Annotated in this window: 20 protein-coding genes, 1 tRNA gene and 1 pseudogene; 9 read left to right on the top strand and 13 right to left on the bottom strand. The window is 39.0% G+C overall.

The features are described 5' to 3' along the window. Positions 1 to 336: 336 nt before the first annotated feature. From dnaA to QZ379_RS05180, 3 genes are all read right to left on the bottom strand, one after another. Positions 337 to 1,746, bottom strand: coding sequence for a chromosomal replication initiator protein DnaA (gene dnaA, locus QZ379_RS05190; protein ID WP_291559010.1), 1,410 nt, complete (start codon positions 1,744 to 1,746; stop codon positions 337 to 339). 328 nt (positions 1,747 to 2,074) lie between these two features. Continuing rightward, positions 2,075 to 2,962 (bottom strand): MlaD family protein, encoded by an 888-nt coding sequence (locus QZ379_RS05185; protein WP_291559008.1) that lies wholly within the window; start codon positions 2,960 to 2,962, stop codon positions 2,075 to 2,077. Between the two features lie 24 nt (positions 2,963 to 2,986). After that, on the bottom strand, positions 2,987 to 4,132 hold the full coding sequence (locus QZ379_RS05180; protein ID WP_291559006.1) for an N-acetylmuramoyl-L-alanine amidase: 1,146 nt from the start codon (positions 4,130 to 4,132) through the stop codon (positions 2,987 to 2,989). A 220-nt stretch (positions 4,133 to 4,352) separates the two neighbouring features. Here QZ379_RS05180 and folD point away from each other — a divergent pair, with 220 nt between their 5' ends. The 4 genes from folD to QZ379_RS05160 all read left to right on the top strand — a co-directional run bounded on the left by folD (position 4,353) and on the right by QZ379_RS05160 (position 7,773). Beyond that, the gene (gene folD / locus QZ379_RS05175; protein ID WP_291559003.1) at positions 4,353 to 5,234 is read left to right on the top strand and encodes a bifunctional methylenetetrahydrofolate dehydrogenase/methenyltetrahydrofolate cyclohydrolase FolD; all 882 of its coding nucleotides are present in this window, start codon (positions 4,353 to 4,355) and stop codon (positions 5,232 to 5,234) included. A 34-nt stretch (positions 5,235 to 5,268) separates the two neighbouring features. Next, on the top strand, positions 5,269 to 6,351 hold the full coding sequence (locus tag QZ379_RS05170; RefSeq protein ID WP_291559000.1) for a CapA family protein: 1,083 nt from the start codon (positions 5,269 to 5,271) through the stop codon (positions 6,349 to 6,351). 97 nt (positions 6,352 to 6,448) lie between these two features. Continuing rightward, positions 6,449 to 6,522 (top strand) — tRNA-His (locus tag QZ379_RS05165). 114 nt (positions 6,523 to 6,636) lie between these two features. Beyond that, positions 6,637 to 7,773 carry a hypothetical protein gene (locus tag QZ379_RS05160; protein WP_291558998.1) on the top strand — a complete coding sequence of 379 codons (1,137 nt, stop codon included), beginning with the start codon at positions 6,637 to 6,639 and terminating at the stop codon, positions 7,771 to 7,773. A gap of 4 nt (positions 7,774 to 7,777) precedes the next feature. Here QZ379_RS05160 and QZ379_RS05155 read toward each other — a convergent pair whose 3' ends face one another. Together QZ379_RS05155 and pheS are read right to left on the bottom strand one after the other, a co-directional pair. Then, complete coding sequence (locus QZ379_RS05155; RefSeq protein ID WP_291558995.1) at positions 7,778 to 8,977, bottom strand: MFS transporter; 1,200 nt, start codon at positions 8,975 to 8,977, stop codon at positions 7,778 to 7,780. Between the two features lie 105 nt (positions 8,978 to 9,082). After that, positions 9,083 to 10,102 carry a phenylalanine--tRNA ligase subunit alpha gene (gene pheS / locus QZ379_RS05150; protein ID WP_291558993.1) on the bottom strand — a complete coding sequence of 340 codons (1,020 nt, stop codon included), beginning with the start codon at positions 10,100 to 10,102 and terminating at the stop codon, positions 9,083 to 9,085. A 157-nt stretch (positions 10,103 to 10,259) separates the two neighbouring features. Between pheS and QZ379_RS05145 the strand changes: the two genes are divergently transcribed. The 3 genes from QZ379_RS05145 (at position 10,260) to QZ379_RS05135 (ending at position 13,004) form a co-directional block, all read left to right on the top strand. Then, the gene (locus QZ379_RS05145; protein WP_291558991.1) at positions 10,260 to 11,129 is read left to right on the top strand and encodes a DUF4348 domain-containing protein; all 870 of its coding nucleotides are present in this window, start codon (positions 10,260 to 10,262) and stop codon (positions 11,127 to 11,129) included. Positions 11,130 to 11,150: 21 nt separating this feature from the next. After that, on the top strand, positions 11,151 to 12,164 hold the full coding sequence (murB, locus tag QZ379_RS05140; protein WP_291558988.1) for a UDP-N-acetylmuramate dehydrogenase: 1,014 nt from the start codon (positions 11,151 to 11,153) through the stop codon (positions 12,162 to 12,164). A 63-nt stretch (positions 12,165 to 12,227) separates the two neighbouring features. Next, positions 12,228 to 13,004 (top strand): MBL fold metallo-hydrolase, encoded by a 777-nt coding sequence (locus tag QZ379_RS05135; protein WP_291558986.1) that lies wholly within the window; start codon positions 12,228 to 12,230, stop codon positions 13,002 to 13,004. Between the two features lie 60 nt (positions 13,005 to 13,064). Here the strand turns inward: QZ379_RS05135 and QZ379_RS05130 are convergent, their stop codons facing one another. Continuing rightward, the gene (locus QZ379_RS05130; protein WP_154043305.1) at positions 13,065 to 13,232 is read right to left on the bottom strand and encodes a 4Fe-4S binding protein; all 168 of its coding nucleotides are present in this window, start codon (positions 13,230 to 13,232) and stop codon (positions 13,065 to 13,067) included. 120 nt (positions 13,233 to 13,352) lie between these two features. Further along, positions 13,353 to 16,316, bottom strand: a complete 2,964-nt coding sequence (locus QZ379_RS05125; RefSeq protein ID WP_291558982.1) for a glycoside hydrolase family 3 N-terminal domain-containing protein — start codon at positions 16,314 to 16,316, stop codon at positions 13,353 to 13,355. Positions 16,317 to 16,531: 215 nt separating this feature from the next. On the opposite strand from QZ379_RS05125, the pseudogene rplS reads away from it, so the two are divergent. Beyond that, positions 16,532 to 16,842 (top strand): annotated as a pseudogene (gene rplS, locus QZ379_RS05120) (50S ribosomal protein L19). 162 nt (positions 16,843 to 17,004) lie between these two features. Here the strand turns inward: rplS and QZ379_RS05115 are convergent. From QZ379_RS05115 to QZ379_RS05095, 5 genes are all read right to left on the bottom strand, one after another. Then, on the bottom strand, positions 17,005 to 17,508 hold the full coding sequence (locus QZ379_RS05115) for an RNA polymerase sigma factor (protein ID WP_291558980.1): 504 nt from the start codon (positions 17,506 to 17,508) through the stop codon (positions 17,005 to 17,007). 143 nt (positions 17,509 to 17,651) lie between these two features. Next, positions 17,652 to 18,125, bottom strand: coding sequence for a CYTH domain-containing protein (locus tag QZ379_RS05110; protein ID WP_291558979.1), 474 nt, complete (start codon positions 18,123 to 18,125; stop codon positions 17,652 to 17,654). An 86-nt stretch (positions 18,126 to 18,211) separates the two neighbouring features. Then, positions 18,212 to 18,352, bottom strand: a complete 141-nt coding sequence (locus tag QZ379_RS05105; protein WP_291558977.1) for a hypothetical protein — start codon at positions 18,350 to 18,352, stop codon at positions 18,212 to 18,214. An 87-nt stretch (positions 18,353 to 18,439) separates the two neighbouring features. Further along, a complete protein-coding gene (gene prfB, locus QZ379_RS05100; protein ID WP_291558975.1) occupies positions 18,440 to 19,555 on the bottom strand; it encodes a peptide chain release factor 2 in 1,116 nt (371 codons plus the stop codon). A gap of 53 nt (positions 19,556 to 19,608) precedes the next feature. Next, the gene (locus QZ379_RS05095) at positions 19,609 to 21,414 is read right to left on the bottom strand and encodes a long-chain fatty acid--CoA ligase (protein WP_291558973.1); all 1,806 of its coding nucleotides are present in this window, start codon (positions 21,412 to 21,414) and stop codon (positions 19,609 to 19,611) included. Between the two features lie 122 nt (positions 21,415 to 21,536). Between QZ379_RS05095 and QZ379_RS05090 the strand changes: the two genes are divergently transcribed. After that, positions 21,537 to 22,601, top strand: coding sequence for a M20 family metallo-hydrolase (locus QZ379_RS05090; RefSeq protein WP_291559023.1), 1,065 nt, complete (start codon positions 21,537 to 21,539; stop codon positions 22,599 to 22,601). A 22-nt stretch (positions 22,602 to 22,623) separates the two neighbouring features. Here QZ379_RS05090 and QZ379_RS05085 read toward each other — a convergent pair whose 3' ends face one another. After that, the gene (locus QZ379_RS05085; protein WP_291558971.1) at positions 22,624 to 23,175 is read right to left on the bottom strand and encodes a carbonic anhydrase; all 552 of its coding nucleotides are present in this window, start codon (positions 23,173 to 23,175) and stop codon (positions 22,624 to 22,626) included. Between the last annotated feature and the right edge of the window lie 57 nt (positions 23,176 to 23,232).

The raw sequence follows: 23,232 nt of genomic DNA, 5'->3' as shown, positions 1-23,232 counted from the left end.
TTTTCATTTCAAACCCATTGGAGTTGCTCTTCTGAAATATGCCAAAATCGCCTTGAGAACAACAAAGAATAATCCTTTGCCTACAACTCTGCCTACAACAGTCGGCAGAGAAGATATTCTTAACCTTTACGAACGATACAGATTTACAGCATAAATGCTTTAGCATAATATCAGTATAACCTATGTGTGAAAGATGTGAAAGTGAAATATATGTATGTTTCTACATACTTCTATCACAACATAGCATATAAAACGCCAAAAAGACAATTCGATCATATGAAATCAAATTGTCTTTTTGGTGTTTTATATTAATATTTATCTGGTAAAAGCTATTTGTTACCTTGTTCTAAGAGTAGCCTCTATCTCGTCTATCTCATTCTTGAAAGCCTTGTCAACATCCACCTGGTCCTTAACTATTTTACAAGCATGCAAAACTGTTGCATGGTCTTTCTTTCCTATCAGCTGGCCAATCTTTGAAGACGAAGTTTCCGTGTGTTTCTTTGCTAGATACATGGCTACCTGTCTAACCTGAACAACTTCTCTTTTTCTTGTCTTGGTATGTATAGTAGACGTATCAACTTTATAGTATTCGCAAACCTTCTCTATGATATCCTCAACTGTCACCGGCTTAACTTCGGCACATTTGACAGCCTTTCTTACAATTCTCTGTGTCAAGTCGATATCTATGTCACGTTTGAACAGAATTGACTGAGCCAATAAAGAGTTCACGATACCTTCAAGTTCACGTACACTTTCATTTACATTTTCAGCGATATAGCTGATAACTGATTCCGAAATAGTAAGTCCGTCCTTGCGTATCTTATTGCGTAGAATATTCTTTCTGAGTTCTGTATCAGGTTTCTCAAGTTCAGCAACTAATCCCCACTTGAAACGTGTCAAAAGACGGTCTTCCATACCCTGAAGCATAACAGGAGCACGGTCGGAAGTAAGAATTAACTGTTTTCCATTCTGATGTAGATGATTGAAAATATGGAAGAAGGTATTTTGTGTCTTGGTTACACCTGCAAACTCCTGTATATCGTCAATGATAAGAACATCTATAGTTTGATAGAAAGTAATGAAATCATTGAAGTGATTTGTTCTTACAGAGTCAGTGTACTGCACCTGGAACAAATGTGCAGATACATAAAGAACTCTCTTTTCAGGGTACAGTTCTTTTATACGTGTACCGATAGCGTTGACAAGATGTGTCTTACCAACTCCGGACGGACCGTATATAAACAATGGGTTGAAAGTACGGGCAGGATTCATAGCAACAGTTTCGGCAACCGTTCTTGAGAATTCATTACTTGTACCTTTTATGAAATTGTCGAAGTTATAATTTGGATTAAGATGAGGATCCAAATCCTGTACGACCTGCGCCTGTAAAGGATTAGGTGCTTTATTTACGTTTTGTAGATTTGCCTGCTGCTGTACAGCCTGCGAACGCTTAGTACCCTCTACGTTTACGGTTATCTGGTTTGTCTTGTCTGTCAAAATGGAATACATTAACTCCGTGCCCTCGCCTATCTCCTTATAGATGGCTGCACGAAGCAATCCAACGTACTTTTCTTCCAGGTATTCATAGAAGAAAGGACTTGGTACCCCTATAGTCAATGCCTTATTGTCGTACTTCAACGGTACAATCGGCTCGAACCATGTTTTAAAAGCTGTTGCGTTTACATTGTCCTTGATGAACATCAGACATTTGTTCCATAACGCAATAGCATGATTCCCTTCAATCATATTTCTTTATATCTATTTCTTTATTGGCTAATAATCTACGCTGCAAATTTCGTGATGAAATTCCAAAAAAACAAATTGCTTTTTTCTTGCTTTTTTTAAAATCTTATACAATCAACTGTATATCAAGCATTTGCAAGCAAAGCAATTTATTCATCCAATCTTTTTGTTATACAATTGTAATATCTTGAAAATAAGGTGTTTGTTTATAAACATATAATATCTATCACATATCCCCCGTATTTTATAACAGACTGAAAATCAGAGCAAAGCCCACACAAATAAGATCTTATTCAGATTCAATATTATTTAGACAATTTCTACATAGTCTTTATTTATCCTTTCTTCCAAATAATGAAAAATGAACATATCTTTTAGGACGTTCCTGAAGATCTTTAAGCAAAGACGCTGCATTTTCAGAAGTAGCATTCAAATTGTTGTAAAGTTCAGGGTCATTGAGCAACAGCCCTATAGTATTATCTTTTCTATTAAGTTTATCTGTAAGGGCATAAACATTCTTCAATGTTTCACCTATTTTATTGAATGTTCCGGCATAGTCTATTCCTTTCAGATTTGCACTAATAACCTTCAAGTCTTCTGTTATAGTAGTTACATTGCCTGTCAACTTAGGAATATCATTGCTCATAAGTTTCTGAAGATGATTGCTTGTCTGATTCAGCGATGCTGTTATTTTCTCTGCATTCTTCAATGTATTTCCCAAAGCCGGATCAGCAAGAAGCTTGTTCAGTGAAGAAAGAATAGAATCTAATTTAGGCATCATCTGTTCAACCTGAGGTAGCAAATCCTTTTCAGCCTTGGCCATTATACCATTATTGGCATACCCCTCGATAGTGTCACCCGGAGCTATATAAGTTCCCTCACCGTAATTCAGAATAAGGTTCATTTTTACAGTACCAAGCATTTCTGTCACCAACTCCGCTTTACTTCCAACAGGTATTTTCATATTATTGTCCATATCAATACCTACGGTAATATGCCCCGGCTTATTGTAGTTATACTGTATATCCCTAACCAAGCCGACTTTGAATCCGTTAGCATAAACCGGACTTGAAAGTGCCAATCCGTTGACTTCAGTATAATCCACATGATAATAACTTTCTGATTTGAAAAGGTTTATACCTTTCAGATAGTTAATTCCAAAAAATAGAATGATTAATGATGCTATTGCAGCGAGACCTATTTTAAATTCCTTTTTCATAACTTTTTTCGTTGTTTAAATATTTTATTTCTGATTCTTGAACTCTTTAATCGCTTGGTTTACATTCATCTTTTCCCCATTCTTAAATGCAATGATAAATGCATCCTTAAATTTGGGATCAACCGTTTTCCTCTTAATTCTCAATATTTTATTATAGTCAGTATCTTCGGCATAAGTGTATTTTATCATTCCGTTTTCCTTGTAATAATCTACAGGACTTAGCCCTTTAAACTGTCTGCTATTCTTTGCTATCACCTTATCAGAAGCAAGAATCTGGATTTTGAAAACCGGTTTTGAATCTTTTGTTACCTTTTCAATTTTCTTATCCTGCGTCTTGAAAGTGGATGTATTCTCCTTTTTCAATTCCACCACCCTATCATTTTGTCCTGTCTGCAGACTTGCCGGTACATTATTCTTATAATTTATAAGAGCCTTGAAAATAGCATTTGCAAGTTCCGATGTTCCACGTTCTGACAAAAGATAGTTTTCTTCCGTAGGATTTGATATATATCCAAGTTCCACCAGCACACTCGGCATGGATGTTTCACGCAAAACAAGAAAACCAGCCTGATGTACACCTTTATCTATTCTGTTACATCCTTTGAAATTCTTTTGCACAAGAGTTGCAAAATTAACGCTCTGCGCCATATTCTTGTCCTGCATGAACTCGAATATGATATAACTCTCGGAAGAGTTTGGGTTAAACCCGGCATATCTTTGTTTATAATCATCCTCTATCAGTATGACGGAGTTTTCTTTTTTCGCCACCTCCAGATTTTCTTCCGTACGGTGCAATCCGAGCGTATAGGTTTCCGTTCCCATTACCCCAGAATTCTTTCTTGCCACCGCATTGGTATGTATAGATATAAAAAGATTTGCCCTTGCATTATTCGCTATCTCAGCTCTTGTGTGTAAAGGAACAAACTTGTCTGTTTTTCTTGTATATACAACCTTTACGTCTTTACAGTTGTTTTCTATCAAGGTTCCTAATTTAACAGCCACATTCAAATTGATGTTCTTCTCCTTTCCCTTTCTGCCTATAGCACCGGGGTCATTACCTCCATGCCCTGGGTCAAGAGCCACAACGAACCTATCGTCTGTCTTTCCTTCAGCATGTACGGACAAAAAACAGAAGAACAAACACCAAAGTAGTTTATATAATATATTCATTCTACGGTCAAATGTAAACATACGGTTGCAAAGTTAATATATTTTACTCATTACTATTGCTGTAGGCTTTAAGTTTTTATTTTTTATTGACTAAAAACAGTAAAATATACTATTTCATCTTATGTTCTGACTTTTTTTCATATCTTTGTCATTAGTAGTAGCGTAAAAATGCTAAATAACATTGATTCATATTTTTACTAATAATTAAAAACTGAAATTTATGGTATTAATAGACGGCAAGGCTATATCCGAACAGGTAAAACAGGAAATAGCTAAGGAAGTAGCTCAAATAGTCGCTTCCGGGGGAAAACGTCCTCATTTGGCTGCAATATTGGTAGGTCACGACGGAGGTAGCGAAACCTATGTTGCAAACAAGGTTAAGGCGTGCGAAGTTTGTGGATTCAAATCCACACTTATCAGATTCGAATCGGACGTAACAGAAGAAGAACTTCTGTCAAAGGTCAAGGAACTGAACAATGATGATGACATAGACGGATTCATCGTTCAGCTACCACTGCCAAAACATATTTCAGAACAAAAGGTCATCGAAACAATAGACTACAGAAAAGATGTCGACGGCTTCCATCCAATCAATGTCGGACGCATGTCAATAGGACTTCCATGTTATGTTTCGGCAACTCCTAACGGTATTTTGGAATTACTTAAAAGATATAATATAGAAACAAGCGGCAAGAAATGTGTTGTACTCGGAAGAAGTAACATTGTAGGCAAACCTATGGCAATGCTGATGATGCAAAAAGCATATCCGGGCGATGCCACAGTCACTGTATGCCACAGCAGAAGCACGAACTTAGTGGAAGAATGCCGCGAAGCAGATATAATCATTGCCGCTCTTGGACAACCTGAATTCGTAACAGCAGGTATGGTAAAAGAAGGAGCTGTAGTAATAGATGTCGGTACTACACGAGTACCTGATGCCAGCAGAAAGTCTGGATTCAGACTTACAGGCGATGTAAAATTCAACGAAGTAGCACCTAAATGTTCGTACATTACACCTGTACCCGGAGGCGTAGGGCCTATGACTATCGTATCTCTTATGAAGAATACACTTCTTGCCGGCAAGAAAGCTATTTATAAATAGATGCGGAAGAACCAAAATCCACGCTTAATCAAATATGACAATATCAAGTAAATTCATATCATGGTTGTTGCCGGCAGTCATCTGGCTGTCGGCAACAACTGTTTTTGCTTCTTCCGCGGACACTCTATCCATCTATTTCGCCGGCGACCTGATGCAGCATGAGGCACAAATCAATGCCGCAAGGCAAGCAGACGGTAGTTATGACTACAGCAGATGTTTTGCACACGTAAAACCGGAGATACGCTATGCAGATATAGCTGTGGGTAATCTTGAGGTCACATTAGGCGGAAAACCATACAGGGGATATCCTGCATTCAGTGCTCCTGATGAATATCTGTACGCCATCCGCGATGCCGGTTTCGACGTTCTGATGACAGCCAACAATCACTGTATGGACAGAGGCAGCAAAGGTTTAGTGAGAACGATCAATATGCTTGACTCATTAAAACTTAAAAGGGCCGGAACCTACAAGAGCCAACATGACAGAATACACAACTATCCGCTTCTGATTGTGAAAAAAGGATTTAAAATTGCTTTTCTGAACGCCACTTACGGCACTAACGGAATACCCGTAAGCAAGCCTAACATCGTAAATTTCTTAGACAGGAGCCAGATGAAAGCGGACATTCTGAAAGCCCGACTGATGAAACCTGATATTATCATAGCATTTATGCATTGGGGAAACGAATATGAAACTACCCCTTCTTCATCACAAATAGAATTGGCCGAATGGCTCTTAGATTTGGGAGTAGACCATATTATAGGCTCTCACCCCCACGTGGTGCAACCCATAGAACTCATAGGAAAGTCGGAGGCTCCGCAAAAACATTTGGTGGTATATTCATTAGGGAATTATATATCAAACATGAGTGCACGCCATACAGATGGCGGAATGACCGTAAAACTATTATTCAAAAGAACAAATGGAATAACACGCCTGTTATCATACGAACACTCACTCGTATGGACCTCCAGACCTACATTAAGCGGAAACTCAAATTTCGTTCTATACCCAATGGGAGTAGACCGAAAACTATTGAATACAAACGAAGCTTTCAGGATGAATAGGTATATGAACGATACTGAAAACATATTGAAAAGCAGTATAAACAGATAAAACGAGGACAAAATCTAAAAAAAACGGTCAAAAAATTTGCATAAACGAAAATAATGCGTACCTTTGCATCGCTTTTGAAAGGAAAGCCGACTATATGGTGACTATAGTTCAGTTGGTTAGAGCGTCAGATTGTGGTTCTGAATGTCGTGGGTTCGAGTCCCACTAGTCACCCAACCAATTGAAGATTTTAAGTCCTGCATCAATGCAGGACTTTTTTATATATAAACTTTTGTATAATTTGTACTTTTTTAGAAAGATTTTCTTATCTTTGCCAAAAAGAGTTATATGAAGTTTCGTACGGTTGTAAAAATAGGGATTGGATTATCTGTATTGCTATTCTGTTTAGGTGTGGCAATTTACAGTTTTGCAAGTTTATCTGATGCCGAAAAGGGAAAAGATATAAATATGTTCACCTTAATTCCGGATGATTGCAACGGAATTCTCGACACCGACAATATCGGCTATTATACCAGTGAGTTTCCACGCACGGCATATGCCATAGACTTGGACACACTCCATCATTCAGAATTAATCAACAATATACTAAACGACATTACCAAATATACTTCGGTAAACACTCACGGATTGTCGAATCAGATAAAACGTCTGATGATTAGTTTTCACAACTCCACTTCTCCAAAAGATGTAATAGCTTATTTTCAAATAACCAATACCGGAAATAAATTTTTGCTTGATATACTTCGACAGAAATACAGCCCGGATATTTATCCAAAGACAGAAGAATACAGAGGAAAGAAAATCGAGATATACCCTTTAGGAAAAACCGCTAATTTCTTATCCGTACTAAGCGGTGACGGTTATATAGCAGTAAGCTATCATAAAATGTTGATAGAACGTGTGATTGATGCCATCAAAGACGGAACATCACTTGCCAACAATGATGTTTTCAAAAATCATCAGTCCAAAAAATCGGCAAATTATTTAACTTTCTATGGTCGTACTGCCTCGTTCCCTATGCTTTCCGAAAGCAATACAAACGTATGGAGCGAATTTGAATTGCATCTAAACAGCGATGTATTATATCTGAGCGGAACAATGTATGAACCTGACAGCTGCAGAAACAGCATCAAATCAAAATTAGATAATATTAAACCGATTTACGGAGACAGTATTCTCATTGTATCCGGTCAGGATAAAGTTGATTCGTGCATATCTGACGCATTATCACAAGCACGAAACAAGATATTCGACCAGTGCATATCAAATCTGTCAAGAGATGCATCCTACATCATGGTAGCCGATATGGACAAAGTAGCTCAGGATTTAGAGTCTTATACTCCGTATATCCCCGGATTTATTTGTGACAACATCGAACTTTTCCGTAATTTCATCATATCTTCACAGGTTACGGAAGTCAATGGTGAATACTCACACATATACGTCTTTACATATAAAAACTGACTCTTTATCGCACCTTGTTGCGAATAAAATGCGGGCCTGCCTTGAACTTAAAATAAATCATTGAAACTATTGTCAGTATAGCTCCAAACAAATAAGCATATTTGAATGACAACATTTCAGCAATACCACCGCCACTCAGCATACCTATTCCTATACCTACGTCCCACGATGTGAGATAAGTACTTGTAGCCGTACCCCTCTGACTGTTAGGCGCAAGATTCACAAATAAAGTATTGTAAGCCGGAAACATCGTTCCGAATCCAACACCAAGCAAAAGTGATATAGCGAAAAAGAAAACTGTGGTGAATATATAATTCCATTCTATAATCCATCCGCACGCAGTAAGACCAAAATAACAGAATGAGACCAAATACATTCCTGCCGAAATCACCTCGATAATTTTGCCCTTATCAACTAATTTACCGCTGAACAGTCGGCTGATAGCCATACCTATAGCCATAAATGTAAAAAACAATCCTGTTTCAGCCGTAATCCCTATCTCTTTTGCATACATCGCTACATAATTAGTAGTCATGCCATAAGGTATGGAGAGAAGAAGAAGACTCAATCCACCCGGCAAACCCTTTATTAATATGAACCTGTCCAATGAAATAGGTTCACGCTTGACTGGCGGACGATATTCGGTTTTCACACAAAATGCCATTATTATTCCAAGTACACCGGAAGACAAGGCATATGAAAAAACAGTTGTATATGAAGTTCCGGCATTATGAAGGAAAAGCCCGAACATAGGCCCTACTGACATTGCAAGATTGTTTGTCAGTCCATAATAGCCCAAACCTTCTCCCCTTCTTGATGAGGGCATAATGTCAATCACTAAAGTGTTTCCGCCCACTGTCACCATACCGAATGACAAACCATGTATCACCCTTAATATTATGAATAAGGTAAGAGTACCTGCCAACATATATCCGGCAAATATCGAAGTAAAGATAAAATAAGCTATAATGTACAGAGGCTTTCTGGCAAATGTATCAAGAAAATATCCCGAGAAAGGCCTTATACATAAAGCAGCAATGGTATAACATGAAAGCACAACACCTATCGTTGTATTGGACACACCGAAAATTTCATCCAAATAGAATGGTAATACCGGTATCAACAACCAGAACCCAAAATAAAGCAGAAAGTTTGCAGCCAATATACAGCAATAACTTGGTGTGATAAGCTTATCTTTACTCATACTAATATTCAAAATTACCGGATTTATAATCTAAAGGCACGAAGTCACAAAACTGTGAATCCGTGCCTTGATATTTTTTATTATTATCTGTCAGTGCTGACGAGCTTAGTTTGCAGCCTCGAATTCACTCAAGAATCGAGTATCGTTTTCAGAGAACATACGCAAGTCTTTTACCTTATACTTAAGGTTTGCAATACGTTCCACTCCCATACCGAATGCATATCCTGAATATACTTTGCTGTCTATACCGTTAGCTTCAAGCACAGCAGGATCCACCATACCGCAACCAAGGATTTCCACCCAACCTGTGTATTTACAGAACGGACATCCTTCTCCACCGCAGATATCGCAGCTGATATCCATTTCAGCACTAGGTTCAGTAAATGGGAAGTATGACGGACGAAGACGAATTTTTGTTCCCTCACCGAACATTTCCTGAGCAAACTGAAGAAGAACCTGCTTCAAGTCAGTAAATGAAACATTCTTATCAATATAAAGTCCCTCTACCTGGTGGAAGAAACAGTGTGCACGATAACTGATAGCCTCATTTCTATAAACACGTCCCGGACAAATTACACGAATAGGAGGTTGTGCAACTTCCATAACACGGCTTTGTACAGACGAAGTATGTGTTCTCAAAATGATGTCAGGATGACTTTCAATGAAGAATGTATCCTGCATATCACGTGCCGGATGGTCTTCAGCAAAATTCATAGAAGAGAATACATGCCAGTCATCTTCCACTTCAGGACCATCGGCAATAGTAAATCCCATTCGACTGAATATATCTATAATCTCATTCTTTACAATGCTAAGCGGATGACGTGTACCCAAATCTATAGGATAAGCAGTACGTGTGAGGTCCAACTCGGCAGTACCATTGTCCTGCAGTTCGAATGCCTCCTTAAGAGCCGCTATACGTTCTTGTGCACGGTTCTTAAGCTCGTTGATTTTCATTCCAACTTCTTTCTTCTGTTCAGCTGCCACATTTCTGAAGTCAGCCATCAGTGCATTTACAGTCCCTTTCTTACTTAAGTATTTTATTCTCAGTGCTTCCAGTTCTTCAGCGTTCGAAGCCTTTAAATCTTCAATTTCCTTAAGTAACTCTTCTATTTTTGCTAACATATATTACTGTTTTAGTATTTTACATTGGTGCAAAGTTAAGTATTTAAACTGAAATATTTCCTTTTTCACCTAATAAAAAAGAAAACTTGACTTATATTCGTCTACGAAAGAAAAAAATAGGTATTTTTGTCGCGTATTTTATATTAGGCATGATTAAATGAAAAATATTCTATTAGGGTATGTTTTGCTGCTCATGGTTGTGTCGTGTGGAGGGCAGCAAAAAAGTTCTGATTCTTTGTCTGACGGACAGGGAATGGAGTTGACAGAAACAGACTCAGACACTATTCCTGCTGAAGTTCTGTCTGATACATTGATTGTGGTTGACGAGGTTGTTCCTGTCACTGCTGATGCAAGTTTTATAGATTTCCTTTATTATTTCACGACCGATGAAGATTTTCAGCATTCACGCATTCAGTTTCCGGTATCTTTTTACAATGACACTACCGTCTTAAGACTTACAGCCGATGAATGGACTTTCGACCCGATGTTTGACAAGGATGAGATTTATACTGTAATATTCGACAGGGAGGAAGACTTTGAACTTGAAAATGGAACATCTTCCACAAGTGTCCAGATAGACCGTATCTATCTGACCGATTTCCATATAAAGCGTTACTATTTCGAATTGAAAAACGAACACTGGTACCTTGAAGCAGTGAATAAGGAAAAGATGTCACGTACACCAAATACCGGAGAAAACTTTTATGATTTCTATATCAAATTTGCTTCAGACTCATTATTCCAGTCAGAAAGGCTTTCAAAGCCTTTACTTTTCTCCACAGTGGATCCTGAGGATGAATTTTCGGTACTTGAAACCACATTGGAGGAAGGGCAATGGTTTGCGTTCCGTCCGCCTATGCCGGCCAATGTAATAACCAACATACGTTACGGACAGCAGGATACAGAAAACTCAAATACAAAAATTGTTGAATTCAAAGGATTAGGCAACGGTTTCAGCAATACTTTATACTTCCGACGTATAAATAAAAAATGGAAACTTTTCAAATTCGAAGATTTAGGTGATTGATATTAAAATCAAGGCAAAAAGATGAAAGAATATACAAACTATCCAATACTTAGATACAATACATTCGGAATGGATGTAAAAACGTCATGTTTCGTAGAATACTCATCCGTCAGCGAACTGCAATCCTTTCTGTCTGCAAAAGAATACTCACTGCCACTACTTCATATTGGAGGAGGAAGCAATCTTCTTTTCCTTTCCGATTTCAAGGGTACTATATTACATTCAGCCATAAAGGGTATTGATATAACTGAAGAATCTGACGAATGGATAGACATAAAAGTCGGAGCAGGAGAAGTATGGGATGATTTTGTAAGCTATACTGTTTCAAAAGGATTCTATGGAGCAGAAAATCTTTCTATTATCCCCGGTGAAGTTGGGGCTTCTGCAGTCCAGAACATTGGTGCATACGGTGTAGAAGCCAAAGATATTATTCTGACAGTACATACAGTCAGAATATCAGATTCGTCAGAAAGAGTGTTCAGCAACGAAGAATGCCGTTATTCATACCGTAACAGTATCTTCAAGGGTGAAATGAAAGGACAATATATTGTAACTCATGTAACATTCAGACTTAGAAAAAGCCCTGAGTTCCATCTCTCTTACGGAAATATAAGTTCCGAACTTGAGAAAAGAAATCTTTCCCCTTCATTGGCAAACATACGTGACATTATAATAGAAGTACGACGTTCTAAACTGCCTGAACCTGAAGAATTTGGAAATGCCGGAAGTTTCTTTATGAACCCTATGGTATCAATACAGAAATTCAAACAACTCGAATCTGAATTTCCTGACATTCCACACTACCCTGTAGATGAAAATACCGTAAAGATTCCGGCAGGATGGATGATAGACCGTTGCGGATGGAAAGGACGCAACATAGGTCCTGCAGGAGTCTACCACAAACAAGCACTTGTTTTGGTGAATTTAGGAGGTGCTACCGGAAAAGATATTTCCTGTTTAGCTGATGAAATAATAAAATCAGTATATGAAAAATTTGGAGTGGACATACATCCCGAAGTGAATTACATATATTGATATAGGAGTTGTGGAAGTTATATCAATTGTCATTAAACTTAAGTAAAAATACAAATTGACTATATGAAGATTACCATATTAGGAAGCGGAACATCTACCGGAGTACCACAAGTGGGGTGTACATGTCCGGTGTGTACAAGTACCGATCCACGCGACAAACGCCTCAGGTGTTCCGGATTAATAGAAACAGACGGAGTCAGGATTCTGATTGACTGTGGCCCTGATTTCCGCGAACAAATGCTCAAATACAGTGAGTATGCTCCAATTGATGCAGTACTTATCACTCACGAGCATTATGACCATGTTGGAGGACTTGACGATTTACGTCCCTTCTGCCAGTTCAAGGATATCCCTGTATATGCTGAAGATTATACAGCAGAGCGTCTCCAGCAAAGAATACCGTATTGCTTCGTAGAACATCCATACCCGGGAGTACCTAAAATTCCTTTACAGAGAATTGAACCTGGCAAGACATTTTCCGTAACAGGCATGCACGGTAACACCATAGAAATTATTCCATTTAGAGTAATACACGGAAAGATGCCTATTTTAGCTTTCAGAATAGGCTATATGGCATGGATAACAGATATGACAGAAATTCCGGAAGAAAGCAATATGTATCTGAAAAACCTTGATTGTCTGATTATGAACGCCCTGCGCATGGACCCTCACTGGACTCACCAGAGTCTGCCACAAGCTATGGAACGTGCAGGCAAGATATCTGCAAAAGAAACATATTTCATACATGCCAGCCATCAGATAGGACTTCATGCCGATGTAGAAAAACTGCTTCCGGAAAATATCCACCAGACATACGATGGAATGATAATAGAAATATAATAAAAAGGCTACCCCAATCGGAGTAGCCTTAATTCGTTGTCATAAATCGACGACTGGATATTATCCCTGATGAATAGCTTCAGAAGGACAAACATCAGCGCAAGTACCACATTCTGTACAAGCATCTGGGTTGATAGAATATTTGTCACCTTCAGAAATTGCACCTACTGGGCATTCATCGATACAAGTACCGCAAGCGATACAATCGTCACTAATTACGTAAGCCATTGTTGTAAAAAAATTAAGTTATTATTAGTACTAATTGTTTATGCAAAGTTAGTATTTTTACTTAAGATTGTAACATCCACATTGCAGAAAGTAGGTAATTTGTACTTTGTCTAAATAAAATCACTTCATTATAGCCTGATATATTGTCTGTTGTATTGCGGGACGTATTTTCAGTTTCATAAGATTTTTTCTTTCACATGGATTCGGATATATCCTATTGCAGAGGAATACAAAAATCAAATCATTATCAGGATCGGCCCATGCACATGTACCGGTAAATCCTGTATGCCCGAAGACAGACGCCGGAGTCTCCGGTGCACAATAACCATTCTCAGGATTTTCTGCATCAGGTTTGTCAAATCCCAATCCTCTTCTGCTGTTTTTTGATTTCATAGTCAGGAACAATTCACAAGTAGTACGTGTGAGATATCTGCGATCTCCCATAACCCCTTTATCAAGCAACATCTGGTATATTGTAGCAACTTCCTTCGCCGTAGAGAACAATCCGGCATTACCGGACACACCTCCAAGCATTGCAGCCGCTTCATCGTGTACATATCCGTGCACAGGTCCTTTTCTCAGGAAATCCTCTTTTACTGTCGGCACTATCTCGTCCTTGGCATATCTCTGTAGCGGATTGTACAATGTATGCACCAGTCCCATAGGTTTATAGAATTTTTCTTCAAGATATTTATCCATAGATTGCCCGGAAATATTCTCTACAGCCTCCTTCAGCAACATAAAGTTCAAACAGCTATATCTGTAGGAATGACCTTTCAGCGTAGCATCAGCAATCTCCTTAAGTATTATTTCCTTAAATTCCGGTTTAACATACATATTGTCACTAACCTTCAACGAATACTCAGGCGTTTCTTTGTCTGATACCCATTCCGGCAGGAAACTGTAATTAGTGCAGATATATAGAGAATTGCCTACCTGAACTTTATGATTGGCATCCTTATATTTCTTATACATTCCTCCCTTACAACTCTTCAAGTCCATAGCTTTCTTGTAGAAAGGAAGATATGCCGGCAGTCCAGATTCATGATACAATAATTGCTGTATTGTAATATTCTCTTTATCAGTCGACTTCATTTGAGGTACATAGGCTGAAATCTTGTCTGTAAGATTAATCTTCCCCTCATCATAAAGTTTCATTACAGCCAACATTGTAGCTGTAGTCTTTGTAAGCGAAGCCAAATCATACAAATCATTCTCTTTCACCTCTCTGTCCGACTCATATGTATGCGTACCAAAACATTTATTATAGACTTGATATCCGTTTTTCCATACAAGCACATGACATCCCGGATAAGCACCTTCTTTTATTCCATACTCAGCTATACTGTCTATTCGCGACAAGACTTTAGAATCCATTCCAAATTCTTCAGGCTTATATCTGCGTGGTTTGTCGGGGTCAATAGTTACGCCTGCCCCTTCCCTGTATTCATCATTAAAATCAACGGACAAACGACCGTCAACTTTCTCATTTCCAAGCAAAACACCAGCCACAAATTTCTGAATCTGTTTTTCTCCCGAGTGAGCCAATACCACTGCCGACGACTGTGCTACAACATCATCCAGTTTCTGAAGAACCTTATGTGAGTTAAAACAAACCAATATCGTAGGTTTACCTTTTGCAAGCTCTGTAAGACAGTTTATATATTTATCAACCTTTGATGAATATACGGCTACAATCACCCTTTGTGCAGGAGTTATCTTTTTCTTCAGATACTGCAATGAGTCGAGATTGGCATGCAACCAAGTGACAGGATATGTCTTGTTTATCTCATTAAAGAAAGGATATGTTTCCGACAGTGTAGACGACACATTCAATACTACTGTACCGGACAGAGATAAATCAAGCGGCAACATTTCATCAGAATCCTTAATCACAGTAACAGCCGATTTCTTTATACGATTCATCAAATCATCAGTATATGCTCTGTTTATCCTCGACATTACTCCCTTGGCATCTATTACCGGACGTCTGTTTAAACCGAACGCATACTTATATGTCAACACCTTACGACATTTCTCGTTTATTTCTTCTTCGGTTATATCTCCTTCTTTTACAGCCTTCAGTACTCCATCCAATTCACGCTTAAGGTTTCTTGGCGCAAGAACCATATCATTACCAGCTGCCAAAGCCTGAGCAGAAACATAAGGATTGCTGGATATGCCTTTCATTTCAAGAGCATCGGTAAATACGAGTCCTGAAAATTTCATTTCATTCTTGAGTAAATCAGTCACAACCTTACGAGATATCGAAGCTGCTTTATCATCAAGAACCGAAACATTCAAATGACCTACCATAATTCCACCTACTCCAGCCTCTACAGCCTTCCGGAACGGATAAAGTTCGATACTGTCAAGCCTCGCTCTGTCAAACGGCAAAACCGGCAAAGCCTTGTGAGAATCCACTTCTGTATCGCCATGCCCCGGAAAATGCTTGCACACGGCCAATACACCTCCGTCTTCCAAACCTTTGGAATATGCTAAAACCTTTCTTGCCACCATTTCCCTGTCGCTACCGAACGACCTCGTATTAATCACCGGATTTCTCGGATTATTATCAATATCGGCCACAGGAGCAAAATTAATATGCACCCCTATCTCCTTCAACTGTCTGGCCACTTCTTTTCCGTACTCATATATCAAAGTATCGTTCTGTACACACCCCAACACCCTGTTTCTCGGGAACGATGGTGTACCTTTCAGACGCATAGCCAATCCCCACTCACCATCGAAAGTTATAAGCAATGGAATATTTGCCATGCTTTGAGCATAATTGGTAAGCTCCACCTGCTTTTCCAGTTCTCCACCGGAAAAGAGCAATCCTCCGATACCGTACTCCTTCACCGCATTTTCTATATTCTTCTTGTTCAGTTGAGTGGTGTGTGGCGCTACAGTATGAATAAACAACTGCCCTATTTTCTGTTTCAAGGTTAAAGATTCCAGTTTCGATTCAACCCAATTCCTGCACGCCTCTTCTTGAGGTACATTTCTATATATAAAATTCGTCTGCGCGCTAACTCCGAAAGAAAACGCTGTCAACAGACATAACAATAATATTCTATTCATACTCTCATTACATTTTATGACATTATATTACTGCGAAATTAAACAAAAAACGTAAATCCTACAAGAAATGTGGCAAAGTATGAAAAAAAAGGGATAAAGAATTTGCAGTCTGACAGAAAAGCACTACCTTTGCACCGCTTTCGCGCAATCGCTGTCATGAAGAGTTACTTGATATGTTGCGTTGTAACGATAAACAATTTAATTTATAAAAAACAATGGATTTAATTAAAATTGCAGAAGAAGCATTTGCTACTGGCAAACAGCATCCGTTGAAGGTAGCAAGGAACGCGTTCAGTTGTATCGCGGTGTTGTTATCAAAATTTCTGGTCATGGTGAAAAGAAACGTTTCACTGTACGCAAGATGTCTGGTACAGTTGGTGTAGAACGTATCTTCCCATTGGAATCTCCAGCTATCGACAGCATCACTGTCAACAAAATCGGTAAAGTACGTCGTGCTAAATTGTACTACTTGCGTGCTCTTACTGGTAAGAAGGCTAGAATTCAGGAAAAACGCGTTAACGCATAATCTTGAAAACTATTTTCCTTACATAGAAAAAGGTCTGCAGATTTGCAGGCCTTTTTTTATGCCTTGCAAGAATCCACACATAAAAAATCAGGGTAGCACCTCAAGGAACTACCCTGTAACATATATAGTTATAAAAACATTTTCACACAAGCGGAATATCCGTTATCTGAAATCCTTAAGTTCTTCCTGCAGTTTCTGTCTTGTGAAAAATATTCTGCTCTTCACTGTTCCCAATGGCAAGTTAAGTTTTTCTGCTATCTCACGATACTTAAATCCTGCAACGAACATAGAAAAAGGAACTCTATATTCACTTGGCAATGAATTCACAATACGCCTCATCTCCTTCAAGTCATAAGCACCCTCGGTAGAATCTCCCTCCAGGTCAAATCCCTTATTTATAAAGTAAGAGTTATCCGTCTGGTCTACATATGTCTGATCGCGCAATGTCTTTCTGTAATTATTAATAAAGATATTACGCATAATAGTGTAAATCCATCCCTTGAAATTTGTTTCTTCGGTGTATTTCTCCTCATTGTCCAAAGCCTTAAGCGATGTTTCCTGAAGCAAGTCATTTGCATCTTCATAATCTGCCGTAAGCTTATACGCAAAGTTCAAGAGGTCAGACTGTACATTTAATAAATTCTGTGCGAAAGTAGCTGTTTTCATATTCTTGTTTGTTAGTTCGTTTTTATTCTTGTTTTATTTTCACAGTACAAAATTATACAGAACCAACATCCGTCATCCCCCTAAATCAGACTATAAAGGGGGTGAAAACAGTTTTTACCCCATAAATTGACAGTTTTCAGGTATTATTTCCACGTCTTGAACGGACATTTCATAAGGAAAGAGTTATAATACTTTACCTGCCCCGTAACCTCTTCACCGAGAAATGGCGGAACTTCATGCTTTTCATCTACAGTAGCAAGTTCAACCTCTGCCACTACCAGACCTTCATTCTCTCCATAAAACTCGTCCACCTCAAATATATGCTTTCCGAACTTAACAAGGTATCTGGTTTTGTCTATCATACCGGGCTGACAAAGTTTCATAAGTTCACGTGCTTCGTCAACCTGAATTTCGTGTTCCCACTCATATCTCCTCAGACCATTATCAGCCGATGCACCCTTAATAGTAAGATAACCTTTATTATCCCTGATTCTTACCCTTACGGTTCTTCCTCTCTCGCTGCATATATATCCCTGAATTATTCTTGAAGACGAAACTGCCATATCTTTATACGACGAATCCTTGACCAAGAATTTTCTTTCTATTTCCTGCGACATATTCTTTATCTTTAGTATTTATACATAGAACAAAGGCTGCCGGATATTGTTCATACCCGACAGCCTTTATTTATACTTTCGAAAAATCAGGCTGCAACACTATATGCAATTGCCAACAGTACTCCTAATACAAAAATAGAAATACATACTATTTTGAATACTTTATCAGCCTTTTCTTCCTGACGTTTCTCATAATTCTGCCTCTTGATGTTATGTTTCTGGCTCATAGCAATTTTGTTTTTATAGTTAATTACCCCAAAATTACTATTTAATTAATAAAAACCAAAAGCAGAACAGAAAAAAATTATGAAAAATCAAACCTCACTGTCAGAGAACTCCATCAGATAAGCCTTGATAAAACCATCTATCTTACCATCCATCACCCCGTTAACGTCGGATGTCTGGTAGTTCGTACGATGGTCTTTTACGCGACGGTCATCAAATACATAGCTTCGTATCTGAGAACCCCACTCGATTTTCTTCTTTCCTGCTTCCACCTTGGCCTGTTCCTCCATACGGTGCTGAAGTTCCTTATCATAAAGAATAGAGCGCAATTGTCGCAATGCATTTTCCTTATTCTTTGGCTGATCTCGTGTTTCAGTGTTCTCAATAAGGATTTCTTCCTCCTCACCGGTATAAGGGTCCTTATACTGATAGCGCAAGCGCACACCTGATTCTACCTTATTTACATTCTGTCCACCTGCACCACCGCTTCGGAAAGTATCCCACGACATACGTGCCGGTTCAATCGTTACTTCTATAGAGTCGTCTACCAAAGGAGTTACAAACACTGATGCAAAAGAAGTCATACGTTTACCCTGGGCATTATACGGTGACACACGCACCAGACGGTGAACTCCATTCTCACCTTTCAGATACCCATAGGCATAAGCTCCTTCAATGTTCATCGTAACAGTCTTTATACCTGCCTCATCACCTTCCTGAAGGTTTGCCACAGAAAGTTTATATCCGTTGCTTTCAGCCCAACGCATATACATACGCATAAGCATTGACGACCAATCCTGGCTTTCCGTACCGCCCGCTCCTGAATTTATCTTCAGTACACAATCCATCTGGTCAGCCTCAGAGCGAAGCATATTCTTGAGTTCAAGTTCCTCTACAGCCACTTGAGCCTTGCTGTAAGCCTCATCAACCTCCTGTTCTGTCACAAGTTCATCCTTGAAGAAATCGAATGACAGTTCAAGCTCGTCAACAAGAGTTTTCACTTCCTTATATCCATCAATCCAAGCCTGAAGCCCTTTAACCTTTTTCATCTGAGCCTCAGCTTTCTTTGCATCATCCCAAAATCCGGGAGCCTGAGTGCGGAGCTGCTCTTCCTCCACCTGTACCAACTTGTTCTCAATATCCAGATAGCGGTAAAGAGCCTCTGTACGTTCCTTTAAATCCTTAAGCTGTTCTATTGTAATCATCTTATTCCTTTTTTGCGGCTACAAAGTTAGTCAAAAATCATAAAATGACCAAGTTACTCTTCATACATCTTCTCTATCTGTTCCGCATAGTTTTTCATCAGAACAGGTCTTTTAATCTTCAATGTATTCGTAAGCTCACCTTTTTCCATACTGAAAGGTTCAGGAAGTAAAGTAAACTTCTTTATCTGTTCATAATGAGCAAACTCCTGCTGCAATGTATCTATACGCATACGGAACAGCTCCTGAATCTCCTTGTTGGCAAGCAGTTCCTTCATATCAGAGTATTTTATACCCTTACTCTCGGCATATGCCTTCACCTGCGAATACTCAGGCACAATAAGAGCTGAAACATACTTTCTCTGGTCAGCTATAATTGAAATCTGGTCAATATACTTATCTACCACCAGTTTTGTTTCTATGGCCTGCGGAGCTATATATTTACCGTTCGATGTCTTGAACAAATCCTTGATACGGTCAGTCAGATACAGACGTCCATCCTCAATGTATCCGGCATCACCCGTACGGAACCAGCCGTCTTCAGTGAATGCCGCTTTCGTTACAGCCTCCTTATTATAATATCCCTTAGTAACAGTTTCGCCCTTTACAAGAACCTCATTATTCTCACCTATTTTTATTTCCACTCCAGGCAATACTCTACCCACAGAACCTATCTTATAATCATCAATCCACTGACATGTAACAGTAGCTGTAGTTTCCGTAAGTCCATATCCGGCTATCATATTTATACCTACCGACCTTACAAATTCCTCTACCTTAGGCGGTATGGCAGCACCTGCTGTCGGGAAGAAGTTTCCGTTTTCTATACCAATAGTCTTTTTAAGCAGGCTGTAGATAGTCTTTTCATAGAATTTATACTTCAGTTTAAGCATTGCCGAAGGTTCTTTGCCGTTCATCAGACAGTCAATGTTATACCCCTTACCAACCTTCAATGCATCAAGCATCAGTTTTTTCTTCACTCCGGAAGTTTCATTTATCTTATCCATGACTCCGGCATACACCTTTTCCCAAAAACGAGGGACACTACACATAGCCGTCGGACGGATTTCCTTTATAGTCTTCTGAATATCAGCAGGACGCAGATTCACACATAGCGTACATCCCCTGGCTATACACAGATACGACCAAGCACGCTCGAAAACATGAGTAAACGGAAGGAAATTCATTATCACATCCTTATCTGTAAGGGTAACCAAACGACCGTAATGAGCCTTTATTCCATATTCGAAACATGAATGATGGAGCATTACTCCTTTCGACTCTCCTGTAGTACCCGAAGTGTACAGAATATCTGCCAAATCCTCCGGACTGGATGCATCCGTACGTCTGTCCACCTCATTCTGCAATGATTCATCATCACCTAATTTAAGGAAATCATCAAAATACATGGAATTTGTATCACCGGGAAGTTTCTTTACATTCGAATTGAAAATAATAATCTGCTTCAAAGACTTGCAAAGCCCTTGCACTCGTCTTGCAACCTCATATTGATACTGTTCTCCAACAAAAACATACCTGATAGACGCATCCTGTACTATATAATGTACCTGGGATTCCGAACTTGTGGCATACAGCGGAATAGTCACTACCCTTGTGGCGTAAGATCCGAAATCCACATAAAAACATTCAGGCATATTCTGCGAGAAAACTCCCACTTTCTCCTGTTCCTGTATTCCCAATGCAACCATAGCACGGGAAACACTCCTTACTTTATCAGCAAACTTGTTCCATGAAACTGAAATCCATGAAGATACAGAATAGTCACGATACTTTATAGCTACTCTTTCACCGTATTTCTTAGCCTGACGGAAAACAAGGTCCGACAAAAATGATTTGCCCATTTTATATACTTATTTAGAATTCTTAATACGCAAAGTTAATTATATTTTTCTATTTTACCACAATTTTGTTACTATATACTAAAATAAAACATATCTTTGCCATAAAATATCAGAATAATATGATGACAGATACCAGTTATTACACTTCGGAGGCTGTAACACTGCTTCAAGCTCTGATAGGAATACCATCCATAAGCAGAGAAGAAGATGCCGCAGCCGATTTCCTGCAAACCTACATCGAAGAGTCAGGAATTATGACAGGACGTATGGGAAACAACGTATGGTGTATTAGCCCAATGTTCGATACATCAAAACCCACAATTCTTTTAAATTCCCATATAGACACAGTAAAACCTGTAAACGGATGGCGTAAACAGCCTTTTACTCCAAAGATAGACAACGGAAAACTGTTTGGACTTGGCAGCAACGATGCCGGTGCCTCGTTAGTATCATTATTTCAGGTTTACAAGCATTTGAGTGCCACTGAACAAAAGTACAATCTAATATTCTTAGCCTCATGCGAAGAAGAAGTTTCAGGAAAAAACGGCATCGAAAGCGTACTTCCACAGTTGCCGCCAATCACCCTTGGAATAGTAGGTGAACCTACAGAGATGAATCCGGCAATTGCCGAAAAAGGACTTATGGTGCTCGATGTAACTGCACAGGGACGTTCCGGACATGCGGCACGCGAAGAAGGCGACAATGCCATATACAAGATTCTTCCTGATATAGAATGGTTCCGCACACACAAGTTCGAGAAAGAATCTGCACTGCTTGGTCCTGTAAAAATGACGGTTACACAAATAAACGCCGGCACTCAGCATAACGTAATTCCTGATACATGCAGCGTAGTGGTAGATATCCGTAGCAACGAATGTTATTCAAACGAAACTCTTTTCGAAGAAATAAAGAAACATGTCAGCAGTGAGATAAAAGCCAGATCGTTCAGACTTAATTCATCAAGCATATCGCCTGAACATCCTATAGTGAAACGTGCCATAGCACTCGGGAAAACGCCTTTCGGCTCACCTACCCTCTCCGACCAGGCACTTATGCCATTCACATCTATAAAAATAGGTCCGGGTAAATCGTCACGCTCGCATACGGCAGATGAGTATATAATGATAAATGAAATAGAAGAGGCTATAGACCTTTACATAAAACTATTAGACGGGTTGGAGCTATAAAGCTCCAACCTTTTTTATAATATCAGTCGGCTTCTATCTCTGTCAGCTCTCCTGTAACAGAATTCATGATAAACCCTCCGACTTTGATACCTTCCACAGGCATCAGCGGATGATGGCGGACAATATGAACACTCTTTCGAACAGCATCTTCAGTATCGTCAAACCCACTCAACCACGAACGCAAATCAACATCACAATACTCCATCATCTCGATATGGTCCTGAGATACCCCACGCGAGCGCATATGCGAAAGCATCACATCGCTGTCCATGTGCTGCACTCCACAGTCCGTATGGCCGATTATCATAATTTCCTCTACACCAAGTTCATAGATAGCCACCAACAGACTTCTCATAGCACTACCAAACGGGTGGGTAATTGTTCCTCCGGCATTTTTTATAATCTTCACATCACCGTTTTTCAGTCCCAAGGCTGCCGGAAGCAATTCTATAAGACGCGTATCCATACACGTCACAATAGCAATTTTCTTGTCCGGATACTTAGTTGTCATAAACTTTTCGTATCCTTTTGTTTCAACAAAAGATTTGTTGTATTCAAGTAATTCGTCTATCATAATAATAAGTAACTATTCAAAATTAATTTTATATATATGAGTAATTCACAAATAAGT

It is taken from the genome of Bacteroides sp. (genome assembly GCF_019417265.1).
Classification (GTDB): domain Bacteria; phylum Bacteroidota; class Bacteroidia; order Bacteroidales; family Bacteroidaceae; genus Phocaeicola.
The sequence above is the reverse complement of the archived record's forward strand: the minus strand, read 5'-3'. Positions and strand labels throughout refer to the sequence as shown.